A 23,688-nucleotide genomic window follows, 5' to 3' on the forward strand; every position below is an offset into this window, starting at 1 on the left:
CCATGAACGGTCTGTCCACCATCCTGATCGTCGTCGGCCTCTTCCTGGTCGGCGGCATCATCTCCTTCGTCAAGCAGAAGATGCCCACGAGCCTGATCGTGCTGCTCTCGATCGGCGCGGCGATGTGTCTGGTCGCGGGTGTGCTGCGGCTGGAGGTGTGGAACTGATGAGCGCGCCGAAGAAGGTCGTGGTCTTCGACTACGGCTTCGGCAACGTCCGCTCGGCCGAGCGTGCCCTCGCGCGCGCGGGGGCCGAGGTGGAGATAACGCGCGACTTCGACGCGGCCATGAACGCCGACGGGCTGCTGGTGCCGGGCGTCGGCGCCTTCGCCGCCTGTATGCAGGGCCTGCGTGCGGCCCGCGGGGACTGGATCATCGACCGCCGGCTGTCCGGCGGGCGGCCGGTGATGGGCATCTGCGTCGGCATGCAGATCCTGTTCGCGCGCGGCATCGAGCACGGCGTGGAGACCGAGGGCCTCGACGAGTGGCCCGGCTCGGTCGAGCCGCTCCAGGCCGAGATCGTGCCCCACATGGGCTGGAACACCGTCGAGGCGCCCGCCGACTCCGAGCTGTTCGCCGGCCTGGACGCGGACGCGCGCTTCTATTTCGTGCACTCCTACGCGGTCCACGACTGGTCCCTGGAGACGCACAACGCGGCGATGCACGCGCCCAGGGTGACCTGGTCGACGCACGGCAAGCCCTTCGTGGCCGCCGTGGAGAACGGCGCCCTGTGGGCCACGCAGTTCCACCCCGAGAAGTCCGGCGACGCCGGAGCCCAGCTCCTCACCAACTGGATCGGAACACTGTGAGCAAGCTCGAACTCCTCCCCGCCGTCGACGTCCGGGACGGACAGGCCGTCCGCCTGGTGCACGGCGAGTCCGGGACCGAGACCTCCTACGGATCCCCTCTGGAGGCCGCGCTCGCCTGGCAGCGCTCGGGCGCCGAGTGGCTCCACCTCGTCGACCTGGACGCCGCGTTCGGCACCGGCGACAACCGTGCGCTGATCGCCGAGGTCGCAAAGGCGATGGACATCAAGGTGGAGCTGTCCGGCGGCATCCGTGACGACGACACCCTCGCGGCCGCGCTCGCCACCGGCTGCACCCGGGTGAACCTCGGCACCGCCGCGCTGGAGACCCCGGAGTGGGTCGCCAAGGTCATCGCCGAGCACGGCGACAAGATCGCGGTCGGTCTGGACGTGCGGGGCACGACCCTTCGCGGCCGCGGCTGGACCCGCGACGGCGGCGACCTCTACGAGACGCTGGAGCGTCTCGACAAGGAGGGCTGCGCCCGCTACGTCGTCACGGACATCGCCAAGGACGGCACCCTCCAGGGCCCGAACCTGGAGCTGCTGAAGAACGTGTGCGCGGCGACCGACCGGCCGGTCGTGGCCTCGGGCGGCGTGTCGTCCCTGGACGACCTGCGGGCCATCGCCGAGCTGGTACCCCTCGGTGTCGAGGGCGCCATCGTCGGGAAGGCCCTGTACGCGAAGGCATTCACACTGGAAGAGGCCTTGGAGGCGGTGTCCCGGTGAGCGACGTACGGCGCGTGTCCACGGGCGCGCCCTGGGAGGAGCAGTTCGGTTACTCCCGCGCGGTGGAGCTGCCGAACGGTCTGGTGCTGGTCGCCGGCTCCACGTCCGTCGTGGACGGTCAGATCGTCGGCGGTGGGCCGTACGAGCAGGCGGTCAACGCCTTCGACGTCGCGCTGTCCGCGCTGCGGCAGGTGGGACTCGGGCGTGACGACGTCGTACGGACGCGCATGTACATCACGCACGCGCGTGACGTGGACGAGGTCGGACGGGCGCACAAGGAGCTGTTCGACACCGTCCGGCCCGTCGCAACCATGATCATCGTCTCCGGCTTCGTGGACCCCAGCCTGGTGGTCGAGGTCGAGGTGGAGGCGTTCCGAGGAGTGTCCTCATGACCCTGGCTGTACGCGTGATCCCGTGCCTGGACGTGGACAACGGCCGGGTCGTCAAGGGCGTCAACTTCCAGAACCTGCGCGACGCGGGCGACCCCGTCGAGATGGCGAAGGTGTACGACGCCGAGGGCGCCGACGAGCTGACGTTCCTGGACATCACCGCGTCCTCGGGCAACCGTGAGACGACGTACGACGTGGTGCGCCGCACCGCCGAGCAGGTGTTCATCCCGCTCACGGTCGGCGGCGGCGTGCGCACGGCCGAGGACGTCGACAAGCTGCTCCGCGCGGGCGCGGACAAGGTCGGCGTGAACACGGCCGCGATCGCCCGGCCCGAGCTGATCCGCGAGATCGCCGAGCGGTTCGGCCGGCAGGTGCTGGTGCTGTCGGTGGACGCGCGCCGCACGCAGAGCGGATCCTTCGAGGTGACGACGCACGGCGGCCGCAAGGGCACCGGCATCGACGCCGTCGAGTGGGCGCACCGGGCCGCCGAGCTGGGCGCGGGGGAGATCCTGCTCAACTCGATGGACGCGGACGGCACGAAGGACGGCTACGACCTGGAGATGATCGCGGCCGTGCGCAAGCACGTCACGGTCCCGGTCATCGCCTCCGGCGGCGCCGGCCGGCTCGCCCACTTCCCGCCGGCGATCGCGGCGGGCGCGGACGCGGTCCTGGCCGCTTCCGTCTTCCACTTCGGCGACCTGCGCATCGCCGAGGTGAAGCAGACCTTGCGCGAGGCGGGCCACCCCGTCCGTTAGCGCGTACACATACGCCCACACCGGCCCCGGCGGGCTGCCGCCGGGGCCTCTTCGTGGCCCATTACGAAAGAGAAGTTGCGCAAAATCTATTGTGCAACTTTTCCTTCGTATCTACAGTCGTGCCCATGGCAAGCAAGGAGAACCGGCGGATCACCGATGTCGGCACGCTCAAGGCACTCGCGCATCCGCTGCGCATGAAGCTCTACCGGCTGCTGTTCGTCGCCGAGGCGGCCACCGCCTCACAGCTCGCCGAGCAGGTCGACGAGGCCGTCTCGCTGGTCAGTTACCACCTGCGCAAGCTCGCCGAGCACGGTCTGGTCGAGGAGGCCGAGCCGCGCAGCGCGGACGGCCGTGAGCGCTGGTGGCGGCCGGCCTCCGAAGGCGTCTCCGTCCGCGACGAGGACTTCCAGGACGCCCCCGAGAAGGTGGCGGCACACCTCGCGGCCTCACGGCTGTTCCTGGACCAACGCGCCGAGATGTACCGGACGTATCTGGACGAGCGCGCCCACTGGGGCCCGGAGTGGAGCGGGGCCGCCCACGACTCCGAGTCGCTGCTCCGGCTGACCGCCGGGGAGCTCGCGGAGCTGAAGAAGGACCTGCACGACCTGGTCAAGCGCTACGACGAGCAGGGGCGTGCCCACGAGGCCGCCGGCGACACCGAAGGGCGCGAGCACGTCGCGCTGCACATGTACGGCTTCCCGTTCCGCGTCTGAGAGGACCCGCCTGACGTGACTGCCACGCTCATACCGTCGCCGACCGTGCGGGCCGCCCATCGCGACCCGGATGTCCTGCGCTGGCTCGGCGCCTACACCTTCTCGATGCTCGGCGACAGCGTGTACTACATCGCCCTGTCCTGGGCCGCGGTCCAGGCCGGAACGCCCGCACAGGCCGGACTCGTGATGTCGGCCAGCGCGCTGCCGAGGGCCGTGCTGATGCTGGGCGGCGGTGTGCTGGCCGACCGGCTGGGGCCGCGCCGGGTCGTCATCGGCAGCGACGCGGTGCGCTGCGCGGCCGTCCTCGCGGTGGCAGCGCTGCTGTTCCTCGCCGGCCCCGGACTGTGGCCGCTGGCCCTGCTCGCCCTGGTCTTCGGCACCGTCGACGCCGTCTTCATGCCCGCCGTGGGCGCCCTCCCCGCGCGGATCACCACCAGGGACCAGCTGGCTCGGGTGCACGGCATGCGCGGCCTCGCGATCCGCTGCGCGAGTGTCGTCGGCGCCCCGCTCGGCGGGCTCGGTGTGGCGGTCGGCGGCGCGGCGGCCGCGTTCGGGCTCGCCGGGCTGCTCATCGCGGTGTCGGTGCCCCTGCTGGTGTCCGTACGGGTCCGGGAGCTGCCGGCCGACGACAGGACCGGGGCGCACCGGGACACCGCCTGGCGGGACCTGAGGGCCGGGCTGGCCTACATCCGCCGCCATCGCGTCCTGGCTCCCCTGATGCTGGCCATCGCCCTCGGCGACTTCGGCTTCGTCGGCCCCTTCAACGTCGGTCTGACCCTGCTGGCCGACGAGCGCGGCTGGGGTGCCTCCGGGATGGGCACGGTGCTCGCGGGATTCGGTGTCGGCGCCGGTGCGGCCTCCCTGCTGCTGACCGTCCGGGGGCGACTGCCGCGCGCGGGGCTGGTCATCGGGTGCGCGATCCTCGCCGGCTCCGTCGCGATCGGCGCCCTGGCCTTCGTCCCGAGCCTCGCCGGGGCCGTCGCGGTGGCCCTGCTCGTGGGTCTCCTGGCCGGGCTCAGCGGTGCCCTGTGCGGCGCCCTGCTGCAGACCGTCGCCGACCCCGCCCGCCTGGGCCGCGTCACCGCGGTCTCCGGCCTGGTCAGCCTCGGCCTCGCCCCGCTGAGCATGCCCCTCGCGGCCGCCGCGATCGGCGCCTGGGGCCTTGGCCCGGTCTACGTCGTCAGTGCCGCCGTCTGCGGACTCGGCGGCGTGGTCGCCCTGGTCGTACCGGCCCTGCGCCGCGCAGAACTGCCCCGCTGACGCTCAGCCGCCCGGCCGCTGCAACGGCTGCGTCAGCTGCACATAGTTGCCGACCGTGTCGTCGAGCACGGCCGCGAGCACCGGCCCCTGCTGCTGCGGCTCGTGCGTGAACCGCACACCGAGGCCGCGCAGCCGCTCGTACTGCGCCCCGATGTCGTCCACGGAGAAGACGATGGCGGGGATCCCGGCCTCGTACAGGGCCCGGCGGTACGGCTCCGCGATGGGGCTGTCGCCGGGCTCCAGCAGCAGCTGGAGATCCGGCTGGCCCCCGTCCGGCGCGCCGACCGTGATGAACAGCGTGCCGCCGCCCAGATCCAGGTTGGTGCGCGTCTCGAAGCCGAGGACGTCCGTGTAGAAGGCGTGGGCCTTGGTCACATCGTCGACGAACACGCTGGTCATCGCGACCTTGATCATGAGGGGTCCTCTCAGATGCCGAGCTGCTTCGACTCGTGCAGCTTGGCGATCGCGTTCTCGTCGCCGTCCAGCTCGACCTTGGCGGCGCTCTGCCGGCCGAACGTGAACAGGAGCAGCTCCGACGGCTCGCCCGTCACCGTCACCACCGGCGAGCCCCGGTGCGCGACCGCCGTCTGGCCGTCCGGGCGCCGCAGCACCAGGCCGGTCGGCGCACCCCGGCCCAGCAGCCGGGCCGTGCGCTCCAGGCGGGACCACAGCGCGTCCTGGAAGACCGGGTCGAGCTCGCGCGGCGTCCAGTCGGGGTGGGCGCGGCGGACGTCCTCCGTGTGGACGTAGAACTCCACCGTGTTCGCCGCCTCGTCGATCTGCTTGAGCTGGAACGGCGAGAACCGCGGCGGGCCGGTGCGGATCAGCTGGATGAGCTCCTCGTACGGCTTCGCCGCGTACTCCTGCATCACCTTTTCCAGACGCGGGGCGAGGGGCTTGATCAGCGTGCCCCCGGCGGCGTCCGGCCGGCGCTCGCGCACCACCACGTGCGCGGCCAGGTCGCGGGTCTGCCAGCCCTCGCAGAGGGTCGGTGCCTCCGGACCGGCGGTTTCCAAGAGGTCGGCGAGCAGGAGCCGTTCACGCTTGGCGAAGGTCGACATACAGTCAGCCTACGACCAGCCACGGGGTCGGCCCAGTGGACATCCACCGCACGCGCGCGTGCGGGTCCGTCCAGTGGACACGAACCGTCACTGTCCGTGCGGCGCGGCACAATGGCCGCATGACCAGTACGACCGGGCCCAGCAGCCTCGACCCCGAGATCGCCGCGCGCCTCAAGCGCAGCGCCGACGGTCTCGTCCCCGCCATCGCCCAGCAGTACGACACCGGAGAGGTGCTGATGCTCGGCTGGATGGACGACGAGGCGCTGCACCGCACGCTGACCACCGGCCGCTGCACCTACTGGTCGCGCAGCCGCCGGGAGTACTGGGTCAAGGGCGACACCTCCGGCCACTTCCAGTGGGTCAAGTCCGTCGCCCTCGACTGCGACGCCGACACCGTGCTGGTCCAGGTGGACCAGGTCGGCGCCGCCTGCCACACCGGCGCCCGCACCTGCTTCGACGCCGACGTACTGCTCAAGGACGCCGATTCCGGCGTACCCGTCTCGGATCAGTAAGGTCAGCCGCCATGGACCTAGAGACGTTCCGCAAGCTGGCCACCGACCGCCGCGTCATCCCGGTCACCCGCAAGCTCCTCGCCGACGGCGACACCCCGGTCGGGCTCTACCGCAAGCTCGCCGCCGAGCGCCCCGGCACGTTCCTGCTGGAGTCCGCGGAGAACGGCCGCTCCTGGTCCCGCTACTCCTTCGTGGGCGTGCGCTCCGCGGCGACGCTGACCGAGCGCGACGGCCAGGCCCACTGGCTGGGCGTCCCGCCCGTCGGCGTCCCCGTCGAGGGCGACCCGCTGGCCGCCCTGCGCGCCACCATCGAGGCCCTGCACACGCCCCACCAGGAGGGCATGCCGCCCTTCACCGGCGGCATGGTCGGCTACCTCGGCTACGACATCGTCCGCCGCCTGGAGAAGATCGGCCCCGGCGAGCGGGACGACCTGCGGCTCCCCGAGCTCACCATGCTCCTCACCAGCGACCTCGCGGTCATGGACCACTGGGAGGGCTCCGTCCTGCTGATCGCCAACGCGATCAACCACAACGACCTCGACACCGGCGTCGACGAGGCACACGCGGACGCCATGGCCCGCCTCGACGCCATGGAGGCCGACCTCTCGCGCCCCGTCGCCCAGCCCCCGGCCGTCCTGCCGCCCTCCGAACTGCCCGAGTACACCGCACTGTGGGGCGGCCCGGACTTCCAGGAGGCCGTCGAGGACATCAAGGAGCGCATCCGCGCGGGCGAGGCCTTCCAGGTCGTACCCTCGCAGCGCTTCGAAACGCCGTGCACGGCAAGCGCGTTGGACGTGTACCGGGTCCTCAGGGCGACCAACCCCTCGCCGTACATGTACCTGTTCCGGTTCCCCGACGGGGGCGGAGGCGCCTTCGACGTCGTGGGCTCCAGCCCGGAGGCCCTGGTGAAGGTCGAGGACGGGCAGGCCATGGTCCACCCCATCGCCGGCACCCGGCACCGCGGCGCCACCCCGCAGGAGGACCAGGCCCTCGCCGACGAACTGCTCGCCGACCCCAAGGAGCGCGCCGAGCACCTGATGCTCGTCGACCTCGGCCGCAACGACCTGGGGCGGGTCTGCGCACCCGGCTCGGTCGAGGTGGTCGACTTCATGTCCGTCGAGCGGTACTCCCATGTGATGCACATCGTCTCGACGGTGACCGGACAGGTGGCCGAGGGCCGTACGGCCTTCGACGTCCTGACAGCCTGCTTCCCGGCCGGCACCCTGTCGGGAGCCCCCAAGCCGCGCGCGATGCAGATCATCGACGAACTGGAGCCGTCCCGCCGCGGGCTGTACGGCGGCTGTGTCGGCTACCTCGACTTCGCGGGCGACTCCGACACGGCCATCGCCATCCGTACGGCCCTGCTGCGCGACGGCACCGCGTACGTCCAGGCGGGCGCGGGCATCGTCGCCGACTCCGACCCGGTCGCCGAGGACCAGGAGTGCCGCAACAAGGCGGCGGCGGTCCTGCGCGCCGTGCACACGGCCAACCGGCTGGGCAAGTAGGGCGCTTACCGCACAGTGGGGCGCGTATCACGTGAACCCCGGGTGACGGTTCGCCCGGGGTTCAGGCGATAGTGGACTACGTGACTGCCGTACCTCACCCCCGCCCCGAAGCCGCCGGACCCGCACGCTCCGGCCGCCGCAGCCTCGCCGTCGCCCTCATGTGCGGTGCGCTCGGCGCTGCCGTGGCGCTGCTGGCCACCCGTCAGCGCTGGGCGGAGGGCACCGCGACCGTGGCCGGCGGTGCCTTTCCGCTGACCGCCAAGGGCAGCGACGTCACGGGTGTCCCCGCGGCCCTCGCCATAGTGGGCCTCGCCGCGCTCGTCGCCGTCTTCGCCGTCCGCCGGGCCGGCCGTCTGCTGGTCGCCGGGCTCCTCGCGCTCTCCGGCGCCGGCACGATCGCCGCGGCCCTGGTCGGCGCCTCGGACAGCTCGGCGCTCGACGACAAGGCGGCCGAGGCCACCGGAGACACCTCCGCGAGCGTGGCCGCGCTCACCCACACCGGCTGGCCCTATGTCGCGGCCGCCGGCGGCCTCCTGCTGCTGATCGCCGGGCTCCTCGCCCTGCGCTACGGACGCCTGTGGCCCGCCATGTCCGGCCGCTACGAGCGCGGCACCGCCCGCCCCCGCCGCCAGGCCCCGGCCGCGGACCCCGACCGCCCCGAGGACCTGTGGAAGGCCCTGGACCGCGGTGAGGACCCGACGGGGGCGTAGCCGCCGGCCGCCGGTCGCGGGACCCCGGTCCCGATGTGGCGAAACAGACGCCACCCGAGCTCACGGCGGCCACCCGGGTACGGGACAATGGACCGCGAGCGTCCGGCTCACACGCACCAAGCAAACGAGCACGCAACCAGCAACGAGGAGCAAGCAATGGCGGGCAGCAGCCACGGACACACCCCGGCCGCCTGGACCGGTGTCACTATCGCCTTCTTCGGGTTCTGCGTCGCGGGCGCGTTCATGGTGATGGCCCAGCCGCTCGGCTTCTGGGCCGGTATGGCGATGGTGGCGCTCGGCGGTGTCGTCGGCGCCGTCATGCGCTCCATGGGCCTCGGCCAGCCGAAGGACGTCCACGCGGTGCCCCAGCCGCAGCCCCGGGCCGCGGTGACGCCCGAGCCGGCCGGCGTCGAGGGCTGACCAGCAGTTCCTGCCCGAGGGGCGGCCCGCACCGACGAGGTGCGGGCCGCCCCTCGCGCGCGTGCGGCCCGTGCGCGGCACAATGCAAGGCGTGAACGCCGACAGCCACAGCGCCCCGGGGATCGACCGGCGGACCGGGCCGCCCTCCACCCTGCCGGGACGGCTGGCCGTCCCCGCCGGGATCCTCGCGGCCGTCGTCGGAGCCTTCGCCTACGTCGGCGCCGTCGACCCCAATGAACCCGGCCACTACCCGGTGTGCCCGCTGCTGCGCTACGCGGGCGTCTACTGCCCCGGCTGCGGCGGTCTGCGCAGCGCCCACGCCTTTGTGCACGGGGACTTCCTCACCGCGCTCCAGGACAACGCGATGGCCGTGGCCGCCTATGCGGGCTTCGCGGTGCTGTGGACCGTCTGGGTCGTCCGGGCGGTGCGCGGACGGCCGCTGCGGATCGATCTCGGGCCGCTGCCGCTGTGGGGCCTGGGGGCGCTGGTCCTGGCGTTCACGGTTGTCCGGAACCTGCCCTTCGGTGGCTGGCTGCACCCTTGATCGACCGGCGAATGTCCAGGTAGTGGGACCGCACGTCATCCGGATGCGAGGCCTGCGCCGTCCTCCGGATACCATCGCAGTGACCATGGGTTTTTCGATCGTTCGGAAGGGGGCCGCTCGCGTGAGTGTGCTCGACGAGATCATCGACGGAGTCCGTGCCGACCTCGCGGAGCGGCAGGCGCGCGTCAGCCTCGACGAGCTCAAGGAGCGCGCGGCGAAGGCGCCCGCGGCCAAGGACGGCGTTGCCGCGCTGCGCGGCGAAGGCGTCAAGGTGATCTGCGAGGTCAAGCGTTCCAGCCCGTCCAAGGGCGCGCTGGCCGCGATCGCCGATCCGGCCGGGCTCGCCGCGGACTACGAGGCAGGCGGCGCGGCCGTCATCTCGGTCCTGACCGAGCAGCGCCGCTTCGGCGGCTCGCTGGCAGACCTGGAGGCCGTCCGCGCCCGCGTGGACATCCCGGTCCTGCGCAAGGACTTCATCGTCACGTCGTACCAGCTGTGGGAGGCCCGCGCCTACGGTGCCGACCTCGCGCTGCTGATCGTCGCGGCCCTCGACCAGTCGGCCCTCGAGTCGCTGATCGAGCGTGCCGTCTCCATCGGCCTCACTCCCCTCGTCGAGGTGCACGACGAGGACGAGGTCGAACGCGCGGTGGACGCGGGCGCCAAGGTGATCGGCGTCAACGCCCGCAACCTGAAGACGCTGGAGGTCGACCGCGGCACCTTCGAGCGGGTCGCGCCGGAGATCCCGGACGGCATCGTCAAGGTCGCCGAGTCCGGCGTCCGCGGCCCGCACGACCTGATCGCCTACGCCAACGCGGGCGCCGACGCCGTCCTGGTCGGCGAGTCCCTCGTCACCGGGCGCGACCCGAAGGCGGCGGTGGCCGACCTGGTCGCCGCGGGCGAGCACCCCGCACTGCGGCACGGCCGGAGCTGAACTCCCGGTAGGCTGGCCCCGATGACGCTTCCGATCACCCCGATGCCCCGGGACCCGTACGCCCGCCTCGCGCGCGGCTGCCGGCCCCGCGGCTGCCGCGCGCCCGCCCGCCGGGTGCACGGGCGCCGGGTGCGGTACGTCATCGGTGACGAACCCGGGCAGGTGAACGGCATGCGATGGCAGCAGCCGACCTACAGGGGCGCGGGGAACTGCGCGCGCACCCACAACGGGCCCGCAGCCGACTGAGATCCCCGCCCCCACGGCGATTAGTGACTTTCCACAACTCACCGTGAGGTTTCCGCATGCCCAGCGAGTTCTTCATCCCCGACCCGAAGGGTCAAGTCCCCAGCGCCGAAGGCTACTTCGGCGCGTACGGCGGCAAGTTCATCCCGGAGGCGCTCGTCGCCGCCGTCGACGAGGTCGCCGTCGAGTACGACAAGGCGAAGGCCGACCCCGAGTTCGCCCGCGAACTCGACGACCTGCTCGTCAACTACACCGGCCGGCCCAGCGCCCTCACCGAGGTGCCGCGGTTCGCCGAACACGCCGGTGGCGCCCGGGTGTTCCTCAAGCGCGAGGACCTCAACCACACCGGGTCCCACAAGATCAACAACGTGCTCGGCCAGGCCCTGCTCACCAAGCGGATGGGCAAGACGCGCGTCATCGCGGAGACGGGCGCCGGCCAGCACGGCGTCGCCACCGCCACCGCCTGCGCGCTGTTCGGCCTCGAATGCACCGTTTACATGGGCGAGATCGACACCCAGCGCCAGGCCCTCAACGTGGCCCGTATGCGCATGCTCGGTGCCGAGGTCGTCGCCGTGAAGTCCGGCAGCCGCACCCTGAAGGACGCCATCAACGAGGCCTTCCGGGACTGGGTCGCCAACGTCGACCACACCCACTACCTCTTCGGCACCGTCGCCGGTCCGCACCCCTTCCCGGCCATGGTCCGCGACTTCCACCGGGTGATCGGGGTGGAGGCCCGCCGTCAGCTCCTGGAGCGCGCCGGGCGCCTGCCCGACGCGGCCGTCGCCTGTGTCGGCGGCGGCTCCAACGCCATCGGCCTCTTCCACGCCTTCATCCCGGACACCTCCGTCCGCCTGATCGGCTGCGAGCCGGCCGGACACGGCGTCGAGACCGGCGAGCACGCGGCGACCCTCACCGCGGGCGAGCCCGGCATCCTGCACGGCTCCCGGTCCTACGTCCTGCAGGACGAGGAGGGCCAGATCACCGAGCCGTACTCGATCTCGGCCGGTCTGGACTACCCGGGCATCGGGCCCGAGCACTCCTACCTCAAGGACAGCGGCCGCGGCGAGTACCGCGCGGTCACCGACGACGCGGCCATGCAGGCCCTGCGCCTGCTGTCGCGCACGGAGGGCATCATCCCGGCCATCGAGAGCGCGCACGCCCTCGCCGGTGCCCTGGAGATCGGCAAGGAACTGGGCAGGGACGGGCTGATGGTGATCAACCTGTCCGGCCGCGGCGACAAGGACATGGACACGGCCGCCCGCTACTTCGGTCTGTACGACAGCGGTGTGGACGCGGAGGTCGCCGCCGACGCCGACAGTGACACCGCCGAGATCGAGGGGGACGCCAAGTGAGCGGGAACATCAACTTGTTGACCGACACCCTCGCGGCCGCGAAGGCCGAGGGACGGTCCGCGCTCATCGCCTACCTCCCGGCCGGGTTCCCGTCCGTGGACGGCGGCATCGAGGCGATCAAGGCCGTCCTCGACGGCGGCGCCGACGTCGTCGAGGTCGGGCTGCCGCACAGCGACCCGGTCCTGGACGGTCCGGTCATCCAGACCGCCGACGACATCGCCCTGCGGGGCGGTGTGAAGATCGCGGACGTCATGCGCACGGTCCGCGAGGCCCACACGGCCACCGGGAAGCCGGTGCTCGTGATGACGTACTGGAACCCCATCGACCGCTACGGCGTCGAGCGCTTCACCGCCGAGCTGGCCGAGGCGGGCGGGGCGGGCTGCATCCTGCCCGACCTGCCGGTCCAGGAGTCGGCGCTGTGGCGGGAGCACGCCGAGAAGCACGGGCTCGCGACGGTCTTCGTGGTCGCCCCCAGCAGCAAGGACGAGCGGCTCGCCCAGATCACCGCGGCGGGCAGCGGCTTCGTCTACGCCGCGTCCCTGATGGGTGTCACCGGCACCCGTGAGTCGGTCGGCGCGCAGGCGCAGGACCTGGTGCGGCGCACCCGGGGCACCGGCACCGGCCTGCCGGTCTGTGTCGGGCTCGGCGTCTCCAACCGCGCCCAGGCCGCCGAGGTGGCCGGCTTCGCCGACGGGGTGATTGTCGGCTCGGCCTTCGTGAAGCGGATGCTGGACGCGCCGGATGACGTGGCCGGTCTCGAAGCGGTCCGTGAACTGGCCGGTGAGCTGGCCAAGGGCGTGCGCGGCCAGGCCTAGCCGTCCGGCACGGCGGACCAGCCGTCAGGCATAACGGAATATTCGGTCACTCGAACGGGTGGACCTGGGACCGGGGAGGCGCGCTGCGCCTCCCCGGTTCGTTCTGGGGGTGTGAGCGAGAAGAACCGTGACGGAAAGCGCACCGCCCGGGAGCGGATTGCGGTCGAGCGCGAGAAGCAGAAGGCCGCGGAGAAGCGACGCCGTGCGCTGATCGTGGGCGCGAGCGTCGTCTGCGTCCTCGGCCTCGCGGCGGTGATCGGCGTGATCGCCGCGAACGCCGGCAAGAACAAGGGAAGCAAGAGCTCGGGCCCGGTGGTGGCGCCCTCGGGCGCGCAGGGCAAGGACAGCCTCGCGATCCCGGTCGGCAAGGACGGGGCCAAGTCGACGCTCACGGTGTGGGAGGACTTCCGCTGCCCGGCCTGCCAGGCCTTCGAGGCGGCCTACCGCCCGACGCTCCACGAGCTCACCGACGCCGGCAAACTCAGAGTCGAGTACCACCTGGTCAGACTGATCGACGGCAACCTCGGCGGCACCGGCTCGCTGCGCGCGGCCAACGCGGCGGCCTGCGCCCAGGACGCCGGAAAGTTCCGCGACTACCACGATGTCCTCTACGCGAACCAGCCCAAGGAGACGGACGACGCCTTGGCGGACAACGCCAAGCTGATCGAGCTGGCGGGCAAGGTCCAGGGCCTCGACACCCCGGCCTTCCGGGCCTGTGTCAACGACGGGAAGCACGACAGCTGGGTCGACAAGTCGCAGGCGGCCTTCAAGGCGGGCAACTTCAGCGGCACGCCGACCGTCCTGCTCGACGGCAAGAACATCTACGAGGACCGGACGATGACCCCGCAGAAGCTGAAGCAGATGGTGGAGGCGGCCAACCAGGGGTAAGCGTTTCTCACACCCCCGTTATGGACCCGTAGCCGGGCTGCCTGCCGTGTGCCGGGCCCGGCACGGTAGCGTCGACCTTGCCATGGAACTTGCCTACATTCCCAGCCCGTCGCGCGGGGTCCTGTACCTCGGCCCGATTCCGCTGCGCGGCTACGCGTTCTGCATCATCATCGGCGTCTTCGTAGCCGTCTGGCTCGGCAACAAGCGCTGGATCGCCCGCGGCGGCCGGTCCGGCACGGTGGCCGACATCGCCGTCTGGGCCGTGCCCTTCGGCCTGGTCGGCGGCCGTCTCTACCACGTGATCACGGACTACGAGCTGTACTTCAGCGAGGGCCGCGACTGGGTGGACGCCTTCAAGGTGTGGGAGGGCGGCCTCGGTATCTGGGGCGCGATCGCCCTCGGCGCGGTCGGCGCGTGGATCGGCTGCCGGCGCCGGGGCATCCCGCTGCCCGCCTACGCCGACGCCATCGCCCCCGGCATCGCCCTGGCGCAGGCCATCGGCCGCTGGGGCAACTGGTTCAACCAGGAGCTGTACGGCCGCGAGACGCACGTTCCGTGGGCGCTGCACATCACCTCCTCCGAGGGCGGCCGGGTGCCGGGCTACTACCACCCGACGTTCCTGTACGAGTCCCTGTGGTGCATCGGCGTCGCCCTCCTGGTCATCTGGGCCGACCGCCGCTTCCAACTGGGTCACGGCCGGGCGTTCGCCCTGTACGTCGCGGCGTACTGCGTGGGCCGCGGCTGGATCGAGTACATGCGCGTCGACGACGCCCACCACATCCTGGGCCTCCGCCTCAACGACTGGACCGCGATGATCGTGTTCCTGCTCGCGGTGGTCTACATCGTGGTGTCGTCGAAGAAGCGGCCCGGACGGGAGGCCGTGGTCGAGCCCGGCGCCGCCGAGGGCGAGGCAGCGGAAGACGGTACGGCGGAGCCCGAGGACAAGTCCGCGGACAAGCCGGAAGCCGAGGCCGAGGCCGGGACGGGGGCGGAGGCCGAGACGGACGCCACCGGGTCCGCCGAGGACGCGGAAGCCGAGGAGACGAAGGACGAGGCCGAGTCGGCGTCGAAGAAGAGCTGACACCTTCGGCCGTACGACGTCAAGTGACGATGTATGGCGACGTATGACGACGTATGACGACGAGGGCGCCCGGATCGATCCGGGCGCCCTCGTCGCGTCTCAGGGTCTGTGGGCCAGCGACAACGTGCGCTGTGCCGCGGCCACCACCGCCGCGTCGACGAATCTGCCGTCCGGCAGCGCCAGGGCGCCCTGCTCCTCCGTCGCGGCCTTGACGATCGTCTCGGCCTGTTCGATCTCCTCCTCCGTGGGCAGATACGCCCGCTCGATGACCGGGAGCTGACGGGGGTGGATGGCGGCCCGGCCGAGGAAGCCCAGGGAGCGGCCGTGGGCGCAGGAGGCGGCCAGTCCCGCCAGATCGCGGATGTCGGGGTGCACCGACTGGGGCGGCGGGGCGAGCCCCGCCGCCCGCGCCGCGACCACGACCCGGGAACGGCACCAGTCCAGCCCCGCGTCCTCGCGTACGCCCAGGTCGGCCCGTAGATCCGCCTCGCCGAGGGAGACGCCCCGCAGGGACGGGTGGGCGGAGGCGATGGCATAGGCGTGCTCGATGCCCAGGGCCGTCTCCAGGAGGGCGTAGACAGGGAGCCCGGTGGCCTCCGCGACCCGCACCACCTCCTCGGCGTACGTCACCTTCGGGAGCCGTAGCCCGGACACGCCCGGAAGCGCGGCCACCGCGCGCAGGTCGGCGGCCGCCCACGGCGCCTCCAGGGCGTTGACCCGGACGTGGACCCGGGCCGGCCGGGGTTCGGACAGCAGGTCGGCGGTCGCCTCGCGGGCGTACACCTTGCGGTCCGGGGCGACCGCGTCCTCCAGGTCGATCACCACCACGTCCGCGCCGCAGGCCAGCGCCTTGGCCACCACGTGCGGACGGTCGCCCGGGACGTACAGCCAGGTGAGCGGGAAGGGGGTCACAGGGCGCCCTCCGCGCGCAGCGAGCCGAGTTCCGCCGGGGTGAGGCCCAGCTCGGTCAGGACCGCCTCCGTGTCCGCGCCGTGCGGGCGGCCCGCCCAGCGGATCGCGCCGGGGGTGGCGGAGAGCCGGAAGAGGACGTTCTGCATGCGCAGGAGGCCCAGCTCCGGGTCGTCGACGGCGGTGATGGTGTCCAGGGCCTGGTACTGCGGGTCCGCCATCACGTCCCGCACGTCCTGGATCGGCGCCGCGGCGGCCTCCGCCTTCTCGAAGGCCGACAGGACCTCGTCCCGGGTGCGGCCGGCGATCCAGGCGCCGACCGCCTGGTCGAGGACGTCGGCGTGCGCGGCCCGTTCGGCGCCCGTCGCGAACCACGGCTCGTCGATCAGCTCCGGACGGCCGACCAGGTGCATCACGCGCTCGGCGATCGACTGGGCGGACGTGGAGACCGCGACCCAGGTGCCGTCCGCCGTGCGATAGGTGTTGCGCGGGGCGTTGTTCTGGGAGCGGTTGCCGGTGCGCGGCTGGATGTGGCCCAGCTGGTCGTACCAGACGGGCTGCGGGCCGAGCACGGTCAGGATCGGCTCGATGATCGCCATGTCGACGACCTGGCCCTCGCCGGTGCGCTCCCGGGCCGCGAGTGCCGTCATCACCGCGTACGCCGTGGCCAGGCCCGCGATGGAGTCGGCGAGGCCGAAGGGCGGGAGCGTCGGGGGTGCGTCCGGCTCGCCGGTGATCGCGGCGAAGCCGCTCATCGCCTCGGCCAGGGTCCCGAAGCCGGGGCGGTGCGCGTAGGGGCCGAACTGGCCGAAGGCGGTGACCCGGGCGAGGATCAGCCGCGGGTTGGCGGCCGACAGCTCCGCCCAGCCCAGGTCCCACTTCTCCAGGGTGCCGGGGCGGAAGTTCTCGACGATCACATCGGCGGTGGCGGCCAGGCGCAGCAGGGTGGTGCGGCCGCCGGGCCTGGACAGATCGAGGGTGATGGTGCGCTTGTTGCGGCCGAGCAGCTTCCACCACAGGCCGACGCCCTGCTTCGAGGGGCCGTGGCCCCGGCAGGGATCGGGCTTGGCGGGATGCTCGACCTTGATCACCTCGGCGCCGAAGTCACCGAGCAGGGTGGCGCAGAGGGGGCCGGCGAAGAGGGTGGCGAGATCGAGGACGCGCAGGCCGGTCAGGGGTTGGGTGGAGGTGTTCATGCGGTGTACTGCGCCTCGATCTCCGGGCGGTACGGCATCGACGCCGATGCCCCCTCCCGCTGGACGGAGACGGCGGCCGCCGCGGCGGCCCACGTCAGCGCCTCCCGGATCGGCCGCTCCTCGCCGAGCGCCACCGCGAGGGCGCCGACGAAGGTGTCGCCCGCGCCCGTCGAGTCCACGGCGGTCACCTTCGGGGCGGGAACGACGAGCGGTTCGGCCCCCCGGGTCAGGTACAGGCAGCCGGCCGCGCCCAGGGTGACGACCACCTCCGGCACCCGGTCGAGCAGGACGTCGGCCGCCTCGCGCGGGTCGGGCCGTCCGGTGAGGGCGGTCGCCTCGTGCTCGTTGGGGACCAGCAGATCGGTGGCGGCGAGGAGGCCGTCCGGCAGCGGCTGGGCGGGGGCGGGGGTGAGGATCGTACGGACGCCGTGTCTGCGGGCCGCCTCCGCGCCCGCGAGCACCGCCGCCATGGGGATCTCCAGTTGCAGGAGCAACGCGTCGGCGGAGGCGATCACGCCCTCGTCGCCGGGCGAGAGATGGTCCACGGTGCCGTTCGCGCCCGGGACCACCACGATCGAGTTGCCGCCCTCGTCGTCCACCACGATGTGCGCGGTGCCGGACGAGCCCTCCATGGTGCGCAGGTCGTCGGTGTCCACGCCGGAGTGCTCCAGGGTGTCGCGCAGCCGGGTGCCGAAGATGTCGTTGCCGACCGCGCCGATCATCGAGACGGTGGCGCCCGCGCGGGCCGCGGCGATCGCCTGGTTGGCGCCCTTGCCGCCGGGGGTCGTACGGAACTCCCGTCCCGTGACGGTCTCTCCGAGCTGCGGGGCCTTCTCGACGTACGCGACGAGATCCATGTTCAAGCTGCCGAGTACGGCGATATGGGTCATGGGCGGGTCGCCTCCAGGTGGGTGAGGTGGGCGAGGGTGTCGAAACCGGTGCCGTCGAAGTCGGCGACGGACGTGGCGAGCCGGTTCTTCAGGGGCGTCGTCCAGCGGTCGGGGAGGGCGGTGGGGCTCCCGGCGAGGAGACCGGCGATGCTCCCCGCCGTGGCGCCGTTGGAGTCGGTGTCCCAGCCGCCCGACACCGCCCGGCAGATGGAGCCGGTGAAGTCGCCGTCAGCGTGGGTGAGGGCGGCGGCGATCAGGGCGGTGTTGGGGACGGCGTGGACCCAGTGGTGGGTGGGGGAGTGGACGGCGTGAAGTCCGTCCACGACGGCGTCGAAGTCCTCGTGGGACTCGGCCAGTTCGATGGCGTGGTCGATTGCCGTGGCCAGCCGGGAGCGGGGCGGGATCACCGTGCGGCCGGTGTGCAGGCAGGTGTGGATGTCATGGGTGCCGGTGGCGGCGGTGGCGATGACGGCCGCGATGAACATCCCCGCGTACACGCCGTTGGCGGTGTGGGTGAGGGTGGCGTCGCGGTGGGCCTGTTCGGCGGCGGCCGCCGGGTCTCCCGGGTTGGTCCAGCCGTGCACGTCCGCGCGGATCAGGGCGCCGATCCACTCGCGGAAGGGGTTGCGGTGGCGGGCGGTGTGCGGGGGTTCGACGCCGGTGAGGAGGTTGCGGTAGGCGATGCGCTCGGCGGTGAAGGTGCGGCCGGCGGGGAGTTCGTCGAGCCAGAGCCGGGCCACGTCCGTGGTGGTGAAGGTCCTGCCGTGGCGGCGGAGCAGGAGGAGGTTGAGGAGGGGGTAGTTGAGGTCGTCGTCCTCGGGCATTCCGTCGATGTTCTCGGCGAGGGAGGTGGGGGCCGAGCGGCGGTTCCAGGGGTGGGCGGCGAGGAGGTCCTCGGGGACGCCCTTTGCGGTGAACCAGGTGGTCAGGGGCCAGTTACCGGTGGCTTTGGCGAGTTGTCGGATGCCGTCGAGGGGGAGCTTTTCCACGGGTTTGCCGAGGAGGCATCCTGCGGCTCGGCCGAGCCAGGCCGCTTCGAGGCTGGGCGGGGTGGGGGTCGACGTGGGGGTGGGGTGCGCAGCCCGGCGCTGCGGGGTGCCGCTGCGCGGCCCGCAGCTGGGTGGGTTGGACGCCGCCGCCGCCGGAGCGGGCGTCGGCCAGGTCGGACACAGAGCCTTGATCCTTGTGAGGTCCGTTGGTTCCTCGTCCGTCAACCTGCTTGGCAGGTCGGCGAGTTCGTCCAGCAGGTCCTCCGCCAGCTGCCGGAGATAGCGCGATGCCCGCCCCGTCGAAGCGCCCGCCCGCGCCGGAGCCTCCGGGCCCCCCGCCGCCCGCCACCGTGCCGCGATCGCCCAGGGTTCGCGGCCGTCCTGGCTTGCCTGGCGGAGTTCGTGGCCGATCAGGTCCTCCGGCTGGACCCAGGTCAGCCGGAGCAACGCGGGCCCCCGAGCTCGGCGATCGCGCGCTCGTGGGCTCGCCGACGCCGTACGTCCCGCTCGAAGATCTCGCGGGTCACCTCGGTGAGCGTCCGCGCGGGTTCCCACAGGTCCAGGCGGCTGGCCTCGGCGACCGTCTTCGACCAGTCGTCCGGGACCGGTGAACCGAGAGCCCCGGCCAGCGCCCCCGCCATCGTCGCGATCGAGTCGCAGTCTCGGCCGTAGTTGACCGCGCCCAGGACCGCCCGGCGGTGGTCGCCGCCGGAGACGACCAGCATGCCCAGGGCGATGGGGAGTTCCTCGATGGAGTGGAGGCGGGAGGGGCGGCGGGCCGCGAGGGAGGGTGCGCGGTAGTCGGGGCCGACCGTGTCGTAGGGCGCCACCGCCTCCCGGAGCGGGACCAGCGCCGACTCGAAGTCCCGGTGCGCGGCCGCCACTTCGCAGACCCGCTCGATCGCCTCCCGGGTGCCGTCCTTCGCCAGCGACAGACAGGCCGCCACCACCGACTCCGGTGTCGCCCCCGGCGCGCAGGCGGCCGCGACCGCCGCCGCGAAGACGCCCGCCGCCTCACGGCCGTACGACGACTGGTGCGCGCCCGCGACGTCCAGGGCCTCGGCGTACGCGGCGGCGGGGTTGGCGGCGTTGACCAGCCCGACGGGGGCCATGTACATCGCCGCGCCGCAGTTGACGATGTTGCCCGTACCGGCCTCGCGGGGGTCCACATGGCCGTACGCCAGCCTCGCCACCAGCCATTTCTCCGCGAGGAAGATGCGCTGGAGCAAAAGTGCCTCGGCCTCCAGTTCGGGGATCCAGCGCGGGTTCGTCATGAGGTCGGGGACCAGGTGGTCGGCGATCGCGTACGCGTCGAGATGGTCACGCACCGTCGCGTACACCCGGACCAGCGCATGTGTCATCAAGGTGTCGTCGGTGACGTGGCCGTCGCCCTTGTGGTACGGGGCGATGGGGCGGGCGGTGCGCCACGCGTCGCCGTTCCAGGGGCCGACGACGCCGGTGACGCGGCCGCCGTGGCGTTCGAGGATCTGGTCGGGGGAGTAGCCCTCGACGGGCCCGCCGAGGGCGTCGCCGACGGCGGCTCCGACGAGTGCCCCGGTGATCCGTTCGTCCAGGCCCGGCCCACTGTTTTCTTCTCCTTTGGGCGTCATGCCCCGAATCATCCTCCTGGTCGGGCCGGTTGTGCCGCTTCCAGGAGTTCGGCGAGTTCCACCAGGTCGGTGCCGGTGAGACGGGGGAGTGTGCAGCCGGGGAGAGTGCGGCAGGCCTCCCGCCAGGCGCGCGGGATCGACTCGCCGCCACCCAGGGCCCCGGTCAGCGCACCGGCGAGGGCGGGCGCCGAGTCGGCGACCCGGGAGAGACAGGCCGCGGCGGGGACGGCCTCGGCGATCCGGCCGTGCGCCGCCGTGGCCAGGGCGAGGGCGACCGGGACCGTCTCGGCGGCGGCGATGCCATAGCTGTACACGTGGTCGACGATCTGATGTTCGAGGAGCGGGATGAGGGCGAAGGCGGTGTCCGTCTCCCGCGCGAGGGCCAATGCCTGCCGGGCGTTGCGGCCGATCTCCGTCTCCTCGGGCAGCTCGGCGAGCGCGGCCGTCACACACGTATCGGCGTCCGCCCCGGTGAGGGCCAGCGCGAGTGCCGCCGCCATCGCCCGGGCGCCGTGCACCCCGTCGCCGTCCTGGGTGTAGCGGGCGTCGAACTCGGCGAGGTCGGCGGCGCCGCGGGGGTCGCCGGGGTGGGCCACGGCCAGGACACAGGCGCGTACACAGGCCGCGTCGTCGAAGTAGTGGGGGTTGTCGTGGCCGGTGGCGGGCGGGCGCAGGCCGGTGGCGAGGTTGCCGAGTCCGGCGCGCACCGAGATACGGGCGCGCAGGGGCAGTACCGCCGACTCGACCTCGGGGGCGCGGTCGGCGGCCGCCGCCACCTCGGAGGCGACGGCGCTCCAGGTGAGGTCGATGGCGGCCCGGGTCCTGCGCTCCCGGCTGAGGTCCCCGAGCACAGTGTCGTCCCCGGCCCGCAGGACCGCCTCCGCGGCGAACACCGCCCACTCGGCGTCGTCGGAGGGACCGAGGCGGAGCGGCTCGGGGGGCTGGTTGAGCGCGATGGGAACGGGCAGGGTCGTGGTCGCGTTCTGCTCGGCGAAGGTGTCCAGCTCGCGGGTCAGGCGCCGGGTCCACTCGGGCATCCGCGCGGCCCGGTGCCGGGCGGCGGGCCAGCCGGCGGCGTCGCCCGCGGCCAGGCCCAGCAGCAGGCCTTCGACACGGCGGCTCACGGCAGGACCTCGTTGACGCCGGCCGGCAGCACTCCCGGCGGGTGATCCCGCACCACCCCTGGCAGGTAATCGCGCACCACACCCGGCAGGTAGTCCGGTACGACCACGTCGGCGCCCCACTTGCCGCCCTCGCCCGGCATCAGCAGCTCCGCCACGTCCAGCACGTGGTGGCCCGCCATGGAGGGCAGACAGCTGCCGCGGGCCGGGCCGATCGCCGCGGCCCAGTCGGCCGGGATCGCGGCCACGCCCTGGGTCGCGCCGGCCAGGGCGCCCGCCACCGCGGCCGTGGTGTCGGCGTCGCGGCCCATGTTCACCGCGGTGAGGACGGCCTCCCGGAAGTCGCCGTCGGCCGCCGCGTACGCCCCGAAGGCCAGGGCCACCGCCTCGGGGGCCAGGTCGGTCCAGGGATAGCCGCCGACGACCACGGCGGAGCGGACCGCCCGTTCCCCGCGGTGGGCCGCCGCCACCGCCCGGCGCAGTGAACGGGCCGTCCACGAGTCGTCGGGGACGACCGCCAGGGCGGAGGCGACGACCACGCTCGGCGGGGCTCCCGCCATCGCCGCCGCGACCCCGGCCGCCACCGCCTGGCCGCCGTAGATGCCCTCGCCGTCGTGGCTGACCGAGCCGTCGATCGCCACCAGGCGGGCGGCCTCGGCGGGGCGGCCCGCCGCGAACACCCCGAAGGGGGCCGCCCGCATCGCGAGGCCGTCGCTCCAGGCGTGGCGGTGCTGGGCCGAGATGGGCGCGGCCAGGCCCCGCCGGAGGTTCTCCAGGGTGCCGCGCTCGCTGAAGCCCGCGCCGCGGAAGGGGCCCTCGTCGCGGTCGGCGATCCACTGGTGCCAGGCCGCCTCGACATGGGCCGGGGTGAGCGCGGAGCCGTGCCGGGCGAGCAGCAGCCCCGAGAAGATCGCGTACTCGGTGTCGTCCGTGCCGGACGGCTTCTCGGCGACGTATCCGGTGATACGGCCCCAGCGGGCGCGGATCTCGGAGGGCTTCATGTTCTCCGCCGGGGCGCCGAGCGCGTCCCCGACCGCCAGGCCGAGCAGCGCGCCGCGCGCCCGTTCGCGGAGTTCGGCGGCGCCCCCCGGCGCCGGGACCGGGGGAATGCAGGCGATGGATGCCATGCGGGGATGTCTGCCACCTGAGCGGCTCATCTGAGCCTCTTGAGCCCCAGCATCACCCGGTCGACATATGTGCATATGCCAACTCGGATGAGCGTTTCGAGGTAAAGCCCCAGGTTAGCCCAGCCTTTCCTTGCTGGCGGAATGGAAATTGGAGGCGTAGGTTCAGCGTTATCGAAAAGTAGAACCAGTCTAAAAGTTAGCTTTGCCTAAGCTCATTGGGGGACCCCGTATGGCCATCATCGACACCGAGGCGTCGCTGCACGTGGCGCACCGCGACAACCACACGCACCGGGATGTGAACGGCGGCTGGCTGCGCCCCGCCGTCTTCGGTGCCATGGACGGCCTGGTCTCCAACCTCGCGCTGCTGACCGGTGTTGCGGGCGGCTCCGTGGGCCATCAGACCATTGTCATCACCGGCCTCGCCGGTCTTGCCGCCGGTGCGTTCTCGATGGCGGCCGGCGAGTACACCTCCGTGGCCTCGCAGCGTGAGCTCGTCGAGGCGGAGCTCGACGTGGAGCGGCGGGAGCTGCGCAAGCATCCTGAGGACGAGCAGGAGGAGCTGGCCGCCCTGTACGAGGCCCGTGGCGTCGAGCCGGCGCTGGCCCGTGAGGTGGCCCGGCAGCTGTCCAAGGACCCCGAGCAGGCCCTGGAGATACACGCCCGCGAGGAACTGGGCATCGACCCCGGCGAGCTGCCGTCGCCGCTGGTCGCGGCCGTGTCGTCGTTCGGCGCCTTCGCGCTGGGCGCCCTGCTGCCCGTGCTGCCGTATCTGCTGGGCGCGACCGCCCTGTGGCCCGCCTTGCTGCTGGCGCTCGCCGGGCTGTTCGGCTGCGGTGCCGTGGTGGCCAAGGTGACGGCGCGCAGCTGGTGGTACAGCGGGCTGCGGCAGCTCGCGCTCGGCGGTGCCGCGGCCGGTGTGACGTACGCCCTGGGCAGCCTGTTCGGAACGGCCGTAGGATAGGCCGACCGCTACCTATGCGTTGGGCCGCATAAGTAGCCGTTACTCGCTGGTTTCGAATGCTTAACCAATGGGCATGAGCCGTAAGCGCTGCGGGCAATGACGCCTGCCGCGCACCCGCGGGAGGGGCGACGACGCTTCCCCCGCCGCCCTTCGGGCCGTACGACGCCGATCTGATC

28 protein-coding genes are annotated in these 23,688 nt (G+C 72.6%); 19 read left to right on the forward strand and 9 right to left on the reverse strand.

Going from position 1 to position 23,688, the window contains the following annotated elements; all coding sequences use genetic code 11:
- Positions 1–2 precede the first annotated feature (2 nt).
- From ACZ4EG_RS15270 to ACZ4EG_RS15300, 7 genes are all read left to right on the forward strand, one after another.
- A complete protein-coding gene (locus ACZ4EG_RS15270) occupies positions 3–167 on the forward strand; it encodes a hypothetical protein (RefSeq protein ID WP_270084327.1) in 165 nt (54 codons plus the stop codon).
- Complete coding sequence (hisH, locus tag ACZ4EG_RS15275; protein ID WP_453548038.1) at positions 167–808, forward strand: imidazole glycerol phosphate synthase subunit HisH; 642 nt, start codon at positions 167–169, stop codon at positions 806–808. The genes ACZ4EG_RS15270 and hisH overlap by 1 nt, the downstream gene beginning before the upstream one ends.
- On the forward strand, positions 805–1,530 hold the full coding sequence (gene priA / locus ACZ4EG_RS15280; RefSeq protein WP_467790948.1) for a bifunctional 1-(5-phosphoribosyl)-5-((5-phosphoribosylamino)methylideneamino)imidazole-4-carboxamide isomerase/phosphoribosylanthranilate isomerase PriA: 726 nt from the start codon (positions 805–807) through the stop codon (positions 1,528–1,530). The genes hisH and priA overlap by 4 nt, the downstream gene beginning before the upstream one ends.
- Positions 1,527–1,922, forward strand: coding sequence for a RidA family protein (locus ACZ4EG_RS15285; RefSeq protein ID WP_453548043.1), 396 nt, complete (start codon positions 1,527–1,529; stop codon positions 1,920–1,922). The genes priA and ACZ4EG_RS15285 overlap by 4 nt, the downstream gene beginning before the upstream one ends.
- Positions 1,919–2,674: an imidazole glycerol phosphate synthase subunit HisF gene (gene hisF, locus ACZ4EG_RS15290; RefSeq protein WP_390709123.1), complete on the forward strand. Its 756-nt coding sequence runs from the start codon at positions 1,919–1,921 to the stop codon at positions 2,672–2,674. Before ACZ4EG_RS15285 ends, hisF begins: the two co-directional genes overlap by 4 nt.
- Positions 2,675–2,799: 125 nt before the next feature.
- Positions 2,800–3,387 carry an ArsR/SmtB family transcription factor gene (locus ACZ4EG_RS15295; RefSeq protein ID WP_453548045.1) on the forward strand — a complete coding sequence of 196 codons (588 nt, stop codon included), beginning with the start codon at positions 2,800–2,802 and terminating at the stop codon, positions 3,385–3,387.
- 15 nt (positions 3,388–3,402) lie between these two features.
- Positions 3,403–4,647, forward strand: coding sequence for an MFS transporter (locus ACZ4EG_RS15300; protein WP_467790949.1), 1,245 nt, complete (start codon positions 3,403–3,405; stop codon positions 4,645–4,647).
- 3 nt (positions 4,648–4,650) lie between these two features.
- Here ACZ4EG_RS15300 and ACZ4EG_RS15305 read toward each other — a convergent pair whose 3' ends face one another.
- Together ACZ4EG_RS15305 and ACZ4EG_RS15310 are read right to left on the reverse strand one after the other, a co-directional pair.
- A complete protein-coding gene (locus ACZ4EG_RS15305) occupies positions 4,651–5,061 on the reverse strand; it encodes a VOC family protein (RefSeq protein ID WP_453548050.1) in 411 nt (136 codons plus the stop codon).
- Positions 5,062–5,072: 11 nt separating this feature from the next.
- Complete coding sequence (locus ACZ4EG_RS15310; protein ID WP_363297088.1) at positions 5,073–5,708, reverse strand: TIGR03085 family metal-binding protein; 636 nt, start codon at positions 5,706–5,708, stop codon at positions 5,073–5,075.
- Between the two features lie 119 nt (positions 5,709–5,827).
- Here ACZ4EG_RS15310 and hisI point away from each other — a divergent pair, with 119 nt between their 5' ends.
- From hisI to lgt, 11 genes are all read left to right on the forward strand, one after another.
- Complete coding sequence (gene hisI / locus ACZ4EG_RS15315) at positions 5,828–6,220, forward strand: phosphoribosyl-AMP cyclohydrolase (RefSeq protein ID WP_453548052.1); 393 nt, start codon at positions 5,828–5,830, stop codon at positions 6,218–6,220.
- Between the two features lie 11 nt (positions 6,221–6,231).
- Positions 6,232–7,725 carry an anthranilate synthase component I gene (locus ACZ4EG_RS15320; protein ID WP_467790950.1) on the forward strand — a complete coding sequence of 498 codons (1,494 nt, stop codon included), beginning with the start codon at positions 6,232–6,234 and terminating at the stop codon, positions 7,723–7,725.
- Between the two features lie 71 nt (positions 7,726–7,796).
- On the forward strand, positions 7,797–8,435 hold the full coding sequence (locus tag ACZ4EG_RS15325) for a TIGR02234 family membrane protein (RefSeq protein WP_453548056.1): 639 nt from the start codon (positions 7,797–7,799) through the stop codon (positions 8,433–8,435).
- Between the two features lie 156 nt (positions 8,436–8,591).
- On the forward strand, positions 8,592–8,855 hold the full coding sequence (locus ACZ4EG_RS15330) for an HGxxPAAW family protein (protein WP_390709116.1): 264 nt from the start codon (positions 8,592–8,594) through the stop codon (positions 8,853–8,855).
- Positions 8,856–8,937: 82 nt separating this feature from the next.
- Positions 8,938–9,399: a DUF2752 domain-containing protein gene (locus ACZ4EG_RS15335; RefSeq protein ID WP_467791119.1), complete on the forward strand. Its 462-nt coding sequence runs from the start codon at positions 8,938–8,940 to the stop codon at positions 9,397–9,399.
- Between the two features lie 121 nt (positions 9,400–9,520).
- Positions 9,521–10,330: an indole-3-glycerol phosphate synthase TrpC gene (trpC, locus tag ACZ4EG_RS15340; RefSeq protein WP_467790951.1), complete on the forward strand. Its 810-nt coding sequence runs from the start codon at positions 9,521–9,523 to the stop codon at positions 10,328–10,330.
- Between the two features lie 21 nt (positions 10,331–10,351).
- The gene (trpM, locus tag ACZ4EG_RS15345; RefSeq protein WP_390709114.1) at positions 10,352–10,576 is read left to right on the forward strand and encodes a tryptophan biosynthesis modulator TrpM; all 225 of its coding nucleotides are present in this window, start codon (positions 10,352–10,354) and stop codon (positions 10,574–10,576) included.
- Positions 10,577–10,632: 56 nt separating this feature from the next.
- Positions 10,633–11,925: a tryptophan synthase subunit beta gene (gene trpB, locus ACZ4EG_RS15350; RefSeq protein WP_467790952.1), complete on the forward strand. Its 1,293-nt coding sequence runs from the start codon at positions 10,633–10,635 to the stop codon at positions 11,923–11,925.
- Positions 11,922–12,740 (forward strand): tryptophan synthase subunit alpha, encoded by an 819-nt coding sequence (trpA, locus tag ACZ4EG_RS15355; RefSeq protein ID WP_467790953.1) that lies wholly within the window; start codon positions 11,922–11,924, stop codon positions 12,738–12,740. The genes trpB and trpA overlap by 4 nt, the downstream gene beginning before the upstream one ends.
- Positions 12,741–12,851: 111 nt before the next feature.
- On the forward strand, positions 12,852–13,628 hold the full coding sequence (locus tag ACZ4EG_RS15360; RefSeq protein ID WP_467790954.1) for a DsbA family protein: 777 nt from the start codon (positions 12,852–12,854) through the stop codon (positions 13,626–13,628).
- A gap of 82 nt (positions 13,629–13,710) precedes the next feature.
- Positions 13,711–14,709 (forward strand): prolipoprotein diacylglyceryl transferase, encoded by a 999-nt coding sequence (lgt, locus tag ACZ4EG_RS15365; RefSeq protein WP_467790955.1) that lies wholly within the window; start codon positions 13,711–13,713, stop codon positions 14,707–14,709.
- Between the two features lie 99 nt (positions 14,710–14,808).
- On the opposite strand, the gene ACZ4EG_RS15370 is transcribed toward lgt, so the two are convergent.
- Genes ACZ4EG_RS15370 through ACZ4EG_RS15400 form a run of 7 tightly spaced genes read right to left on the reverse strand, consistent with a single transcriptional unit; the run spans position 14,809 to position 22,551 of the window.
- The gene (locus ACZ4EG_RS15370; protein ID WP_453548066.1) at positions 14,809–15,621 is read right to left on the reverse strand and encodes an HpcH/HpaI aldolase/citrate lyase family protein; all 813 of its coding nucleotides are present in this window, start codon (positions 15,619–15,621) and stop codon (positions 14,809–14,811) included.
- A complete protein-coding gene (locus ACZ4EG_RS15375) occupies positions 15,618–16,814 on the reverse strand; it encodes a CaiB/BaiF CoA transferase family protein (RefSeq protein ID WP_453548069.1) in 1,197 nt (398 codons plus the stop codon). The genes ACZ4EG_RS15370 and ACZ4EG_RS15375 overlap by 4 nt, the downstream gene beginning before the upstream one ends.
- Positions 16,811–17,704 (reverse strand): ribokinase, encoded by an 894-nt coding sequence (rbsK, locus tag ACZ4EG_RS15380; RefSeq protein WP_467790956.1) that lies wholly within the window; start codon positions 17,702–17,704, stop codon positions 16,811–16,813. The genes ACZ4EG_RS15375 and rbsK overlap by 4 nt, the downstream gene beginning before the upstream one ends.
- Positions 17,701–19,140 (reverse strand): ADP-ribosylglycohydrolase family protein, encoded by a 1,440-nt coding sequence (locus ACZ4EG_RS15385; RefSeq protein ID WP_467790957.1) that lies wholly within the window; start codon positions 19,138–19,140, stop codon positions 17,701–17,703. Before ACZ4EG_RS15385 ends, rbsK begins: the two co-directional genes overlap by 4 nt.
- Positions 19,128–20,303, reverse strand: coding sequence for an ADP-ribosylglycohydrolase family protein (locus ACZ4EG_RS15390; RefSeq protein ID WP_453548075.1), 1,176 nt, complete (start codon positions 20,301–20,303; stop codon positions 19,128–19,130). The genes ACZ4EG_RS15385 and ACZ4EG_RS15390 overlap by 13 nt, the downstream gene beginning before the upstream one ends.
- A gap of 8 nt (positions 20,304–20,311) precedes the next feature.
- Complete coding sequence (locus tag ACZ4EG_RS15395; RefSeq protein ID WP_467790958.1) at positions 20,312–21,427, reverse strand: ADP-ribosylglycohydrolase family protein; 1,116 nt, start codon at positions 21,425–21,427, stop codon at positions 20,312–20,314.
- Positions 21,424–22,551: an ADP-ribosylglycohydrolase family protein gene (locus ACZ4EG_RS15400; RefSeq protein ID WP_467790959.1), complete on the reverse strand. Its 1,128-nt coding sequence runs from the start codon at positions 22,549–22,551 to the stop codon at positions 21,424–21,426. The genes ACZ4EG_RS15395 and ACZ4EG_RS15400 overlap by 4 nt, the downstream gene beginning before the upstream one ends.
- 229 nt (positions 22,552–22,780) lie before the next feature.
- On the opposite strand from ACZ4EG_RS15400, the gene ACZ4EG_RS15405 reads away from it, so the two are divergent.
- A complete protein-coding gene (locus tag ACZ4EG_RS15405; protein ID WP_453548080.1) occupies positions 22,781–23,512 on the forward strand; it encodes a VIT1/CCC1 transporter family protein in 732 nt (243 codons plus the stop codon).
- Positions 23,513–23,688 lie beyond the last annotated feature (176 nt).

It is taken from the genome of Streptomyces sp. NPDC025638 (assembly GCF_055558775.1).

What these genes read in the sequence shown, in the direction of transcription:
- ACZ4EG_RS15330 (WP_390709116.1), top strand. Translation starts at nt 8,592, where the DNA reads ATGGCGGGCAGCAGCCACGGACACACCCCGGCCGCCTGGACCGGTGTC.
- ACZ4EG_RS15405 (WP_453548080.1), top strand. Translation starts at nt 22,781, where the DNA reads ATGGCCATCATCGACACCGAGGCGTCGCTGCACGTGGCGCACCGCGAC.
- ACZ4EG_RS15400 (WP_467790959.1), bottom strand. Translation starts at nt 22,551, where the DNA reads ATGGCATCCATCGCCTGCATTCCCCCGGTCCCGGCGCCGGGGGGCGCC.
- ACZ4EG_RS15305 (WP_453548050.1), bottom strand. Translation starts at nt 5,061, where the DNA reads ATGATCAAGGTCGCGATGACCAGCGTGTTCGTCGACGATGTGACCAAG.
- rbsK (WP_467790956.1), bottom strand. Translation starts at nt 17,704, where the DNA reads ATGACCCATATCGCCGTACTCGGCAGCTTGAACATGGATCTCGTCGCG.
- ACZ4EG_RS15310 (WP_363297088.1), bottom strand. Translation starts at nt 5,708, where the DNA reads ATGTCGACCTTCGCCAAGCGTGAACGGCTCCTGCTCGCCGACCTCTTG.
- trpB (WP_467790952.1), top strand. Translation starts at nt 10,633, where the DNA reads ATGCCCAGCGAGTTCTTCATCCCCGACCCGAAGGGTCAAGTCCCCAGC.
- ACZ4EG_RS15375 (WP_453548069.1), bottom strand. Translation starts at nt 16,814, where the DNA reads ATGAACACCTCCACCCAACCCCTGACCGGCCTGCGCGTCCTCGATCTC.
- ACZ4EG_RS15335 (WP_467791119.1), top strand. Translation starts at nt 8,938, where the DNA reads ATGCAAGGCGTGAACGCCGACAGCCACAGCGCCCCGGGGATCGACCGG.
- trpM (WP_390709114.1), top strand. Translation starts at nt 10,352, where the DNA reads ATGACGCTTCCGATCACCCCGATGCCCCGGGACCCGTACGCCCGCCTC.
- lgt (WP_467790955.1), top strand. Translation starts at nt 13,711, where the DNA reads ATGGAACTTGCCTACATTCCCAGCCCGTCGCGCGGGGTCCTGTACCTC.
- hisF (WP_390709123.1), top strand. Translation starts at nt 1,919, where the DNA reads ATGACCCTGGCTGTACGCGTGATCCCGTGCCTGGACGTGGACAACGGC.
- ACZ4EG_RS15390 (WP_453548075.1), bottom strand. Translation starts at nt 20,303, where the DNA reads ATGACGCCCAAAGGAGAAGAAAACAGTGGGCCGGGCCTGGACGAACGG.
- ACZ4EG_RS15320 (WP_467790950.1), top strand. Translation starts at nt 6,232, where the DNA reads ATGGACCTAGAGACGTTCCGCAAGCTGGCCACCGACCGCCGCGTCATC.
- ACZ4EG_RS15295 (WP_453548045.1), top strand. Translation starts at nt 2,800, where the DNA reads ATGGCAAGCAAGGAGAACCGGCGGATCACCGATGTCGGCACGCTCAAG.
- ACZ4EG_RS15270 (WP_270084327.1), top strand. Translation starts at nt 3, where the DNA reads ATGAACGGTCTGTCCACCATCCTGATCGTCGTCGGCCTCTTCCTGGTC.
- hisI (WP_453548052.1), top strand. Translation starts at nt 5,828, where the DNA reads ATGACCAGTACGACCGGGCCCAGCAGCCTCGACCCCGAGATCGCCGCG.
- hisH (WP_453548038.1), top strand. Translation starts at nt 167, where the DNA reads ATGAGCGCGCCGAAGAAGGTCGTGGTCTTCGACTACGGCTTCGGCAAC.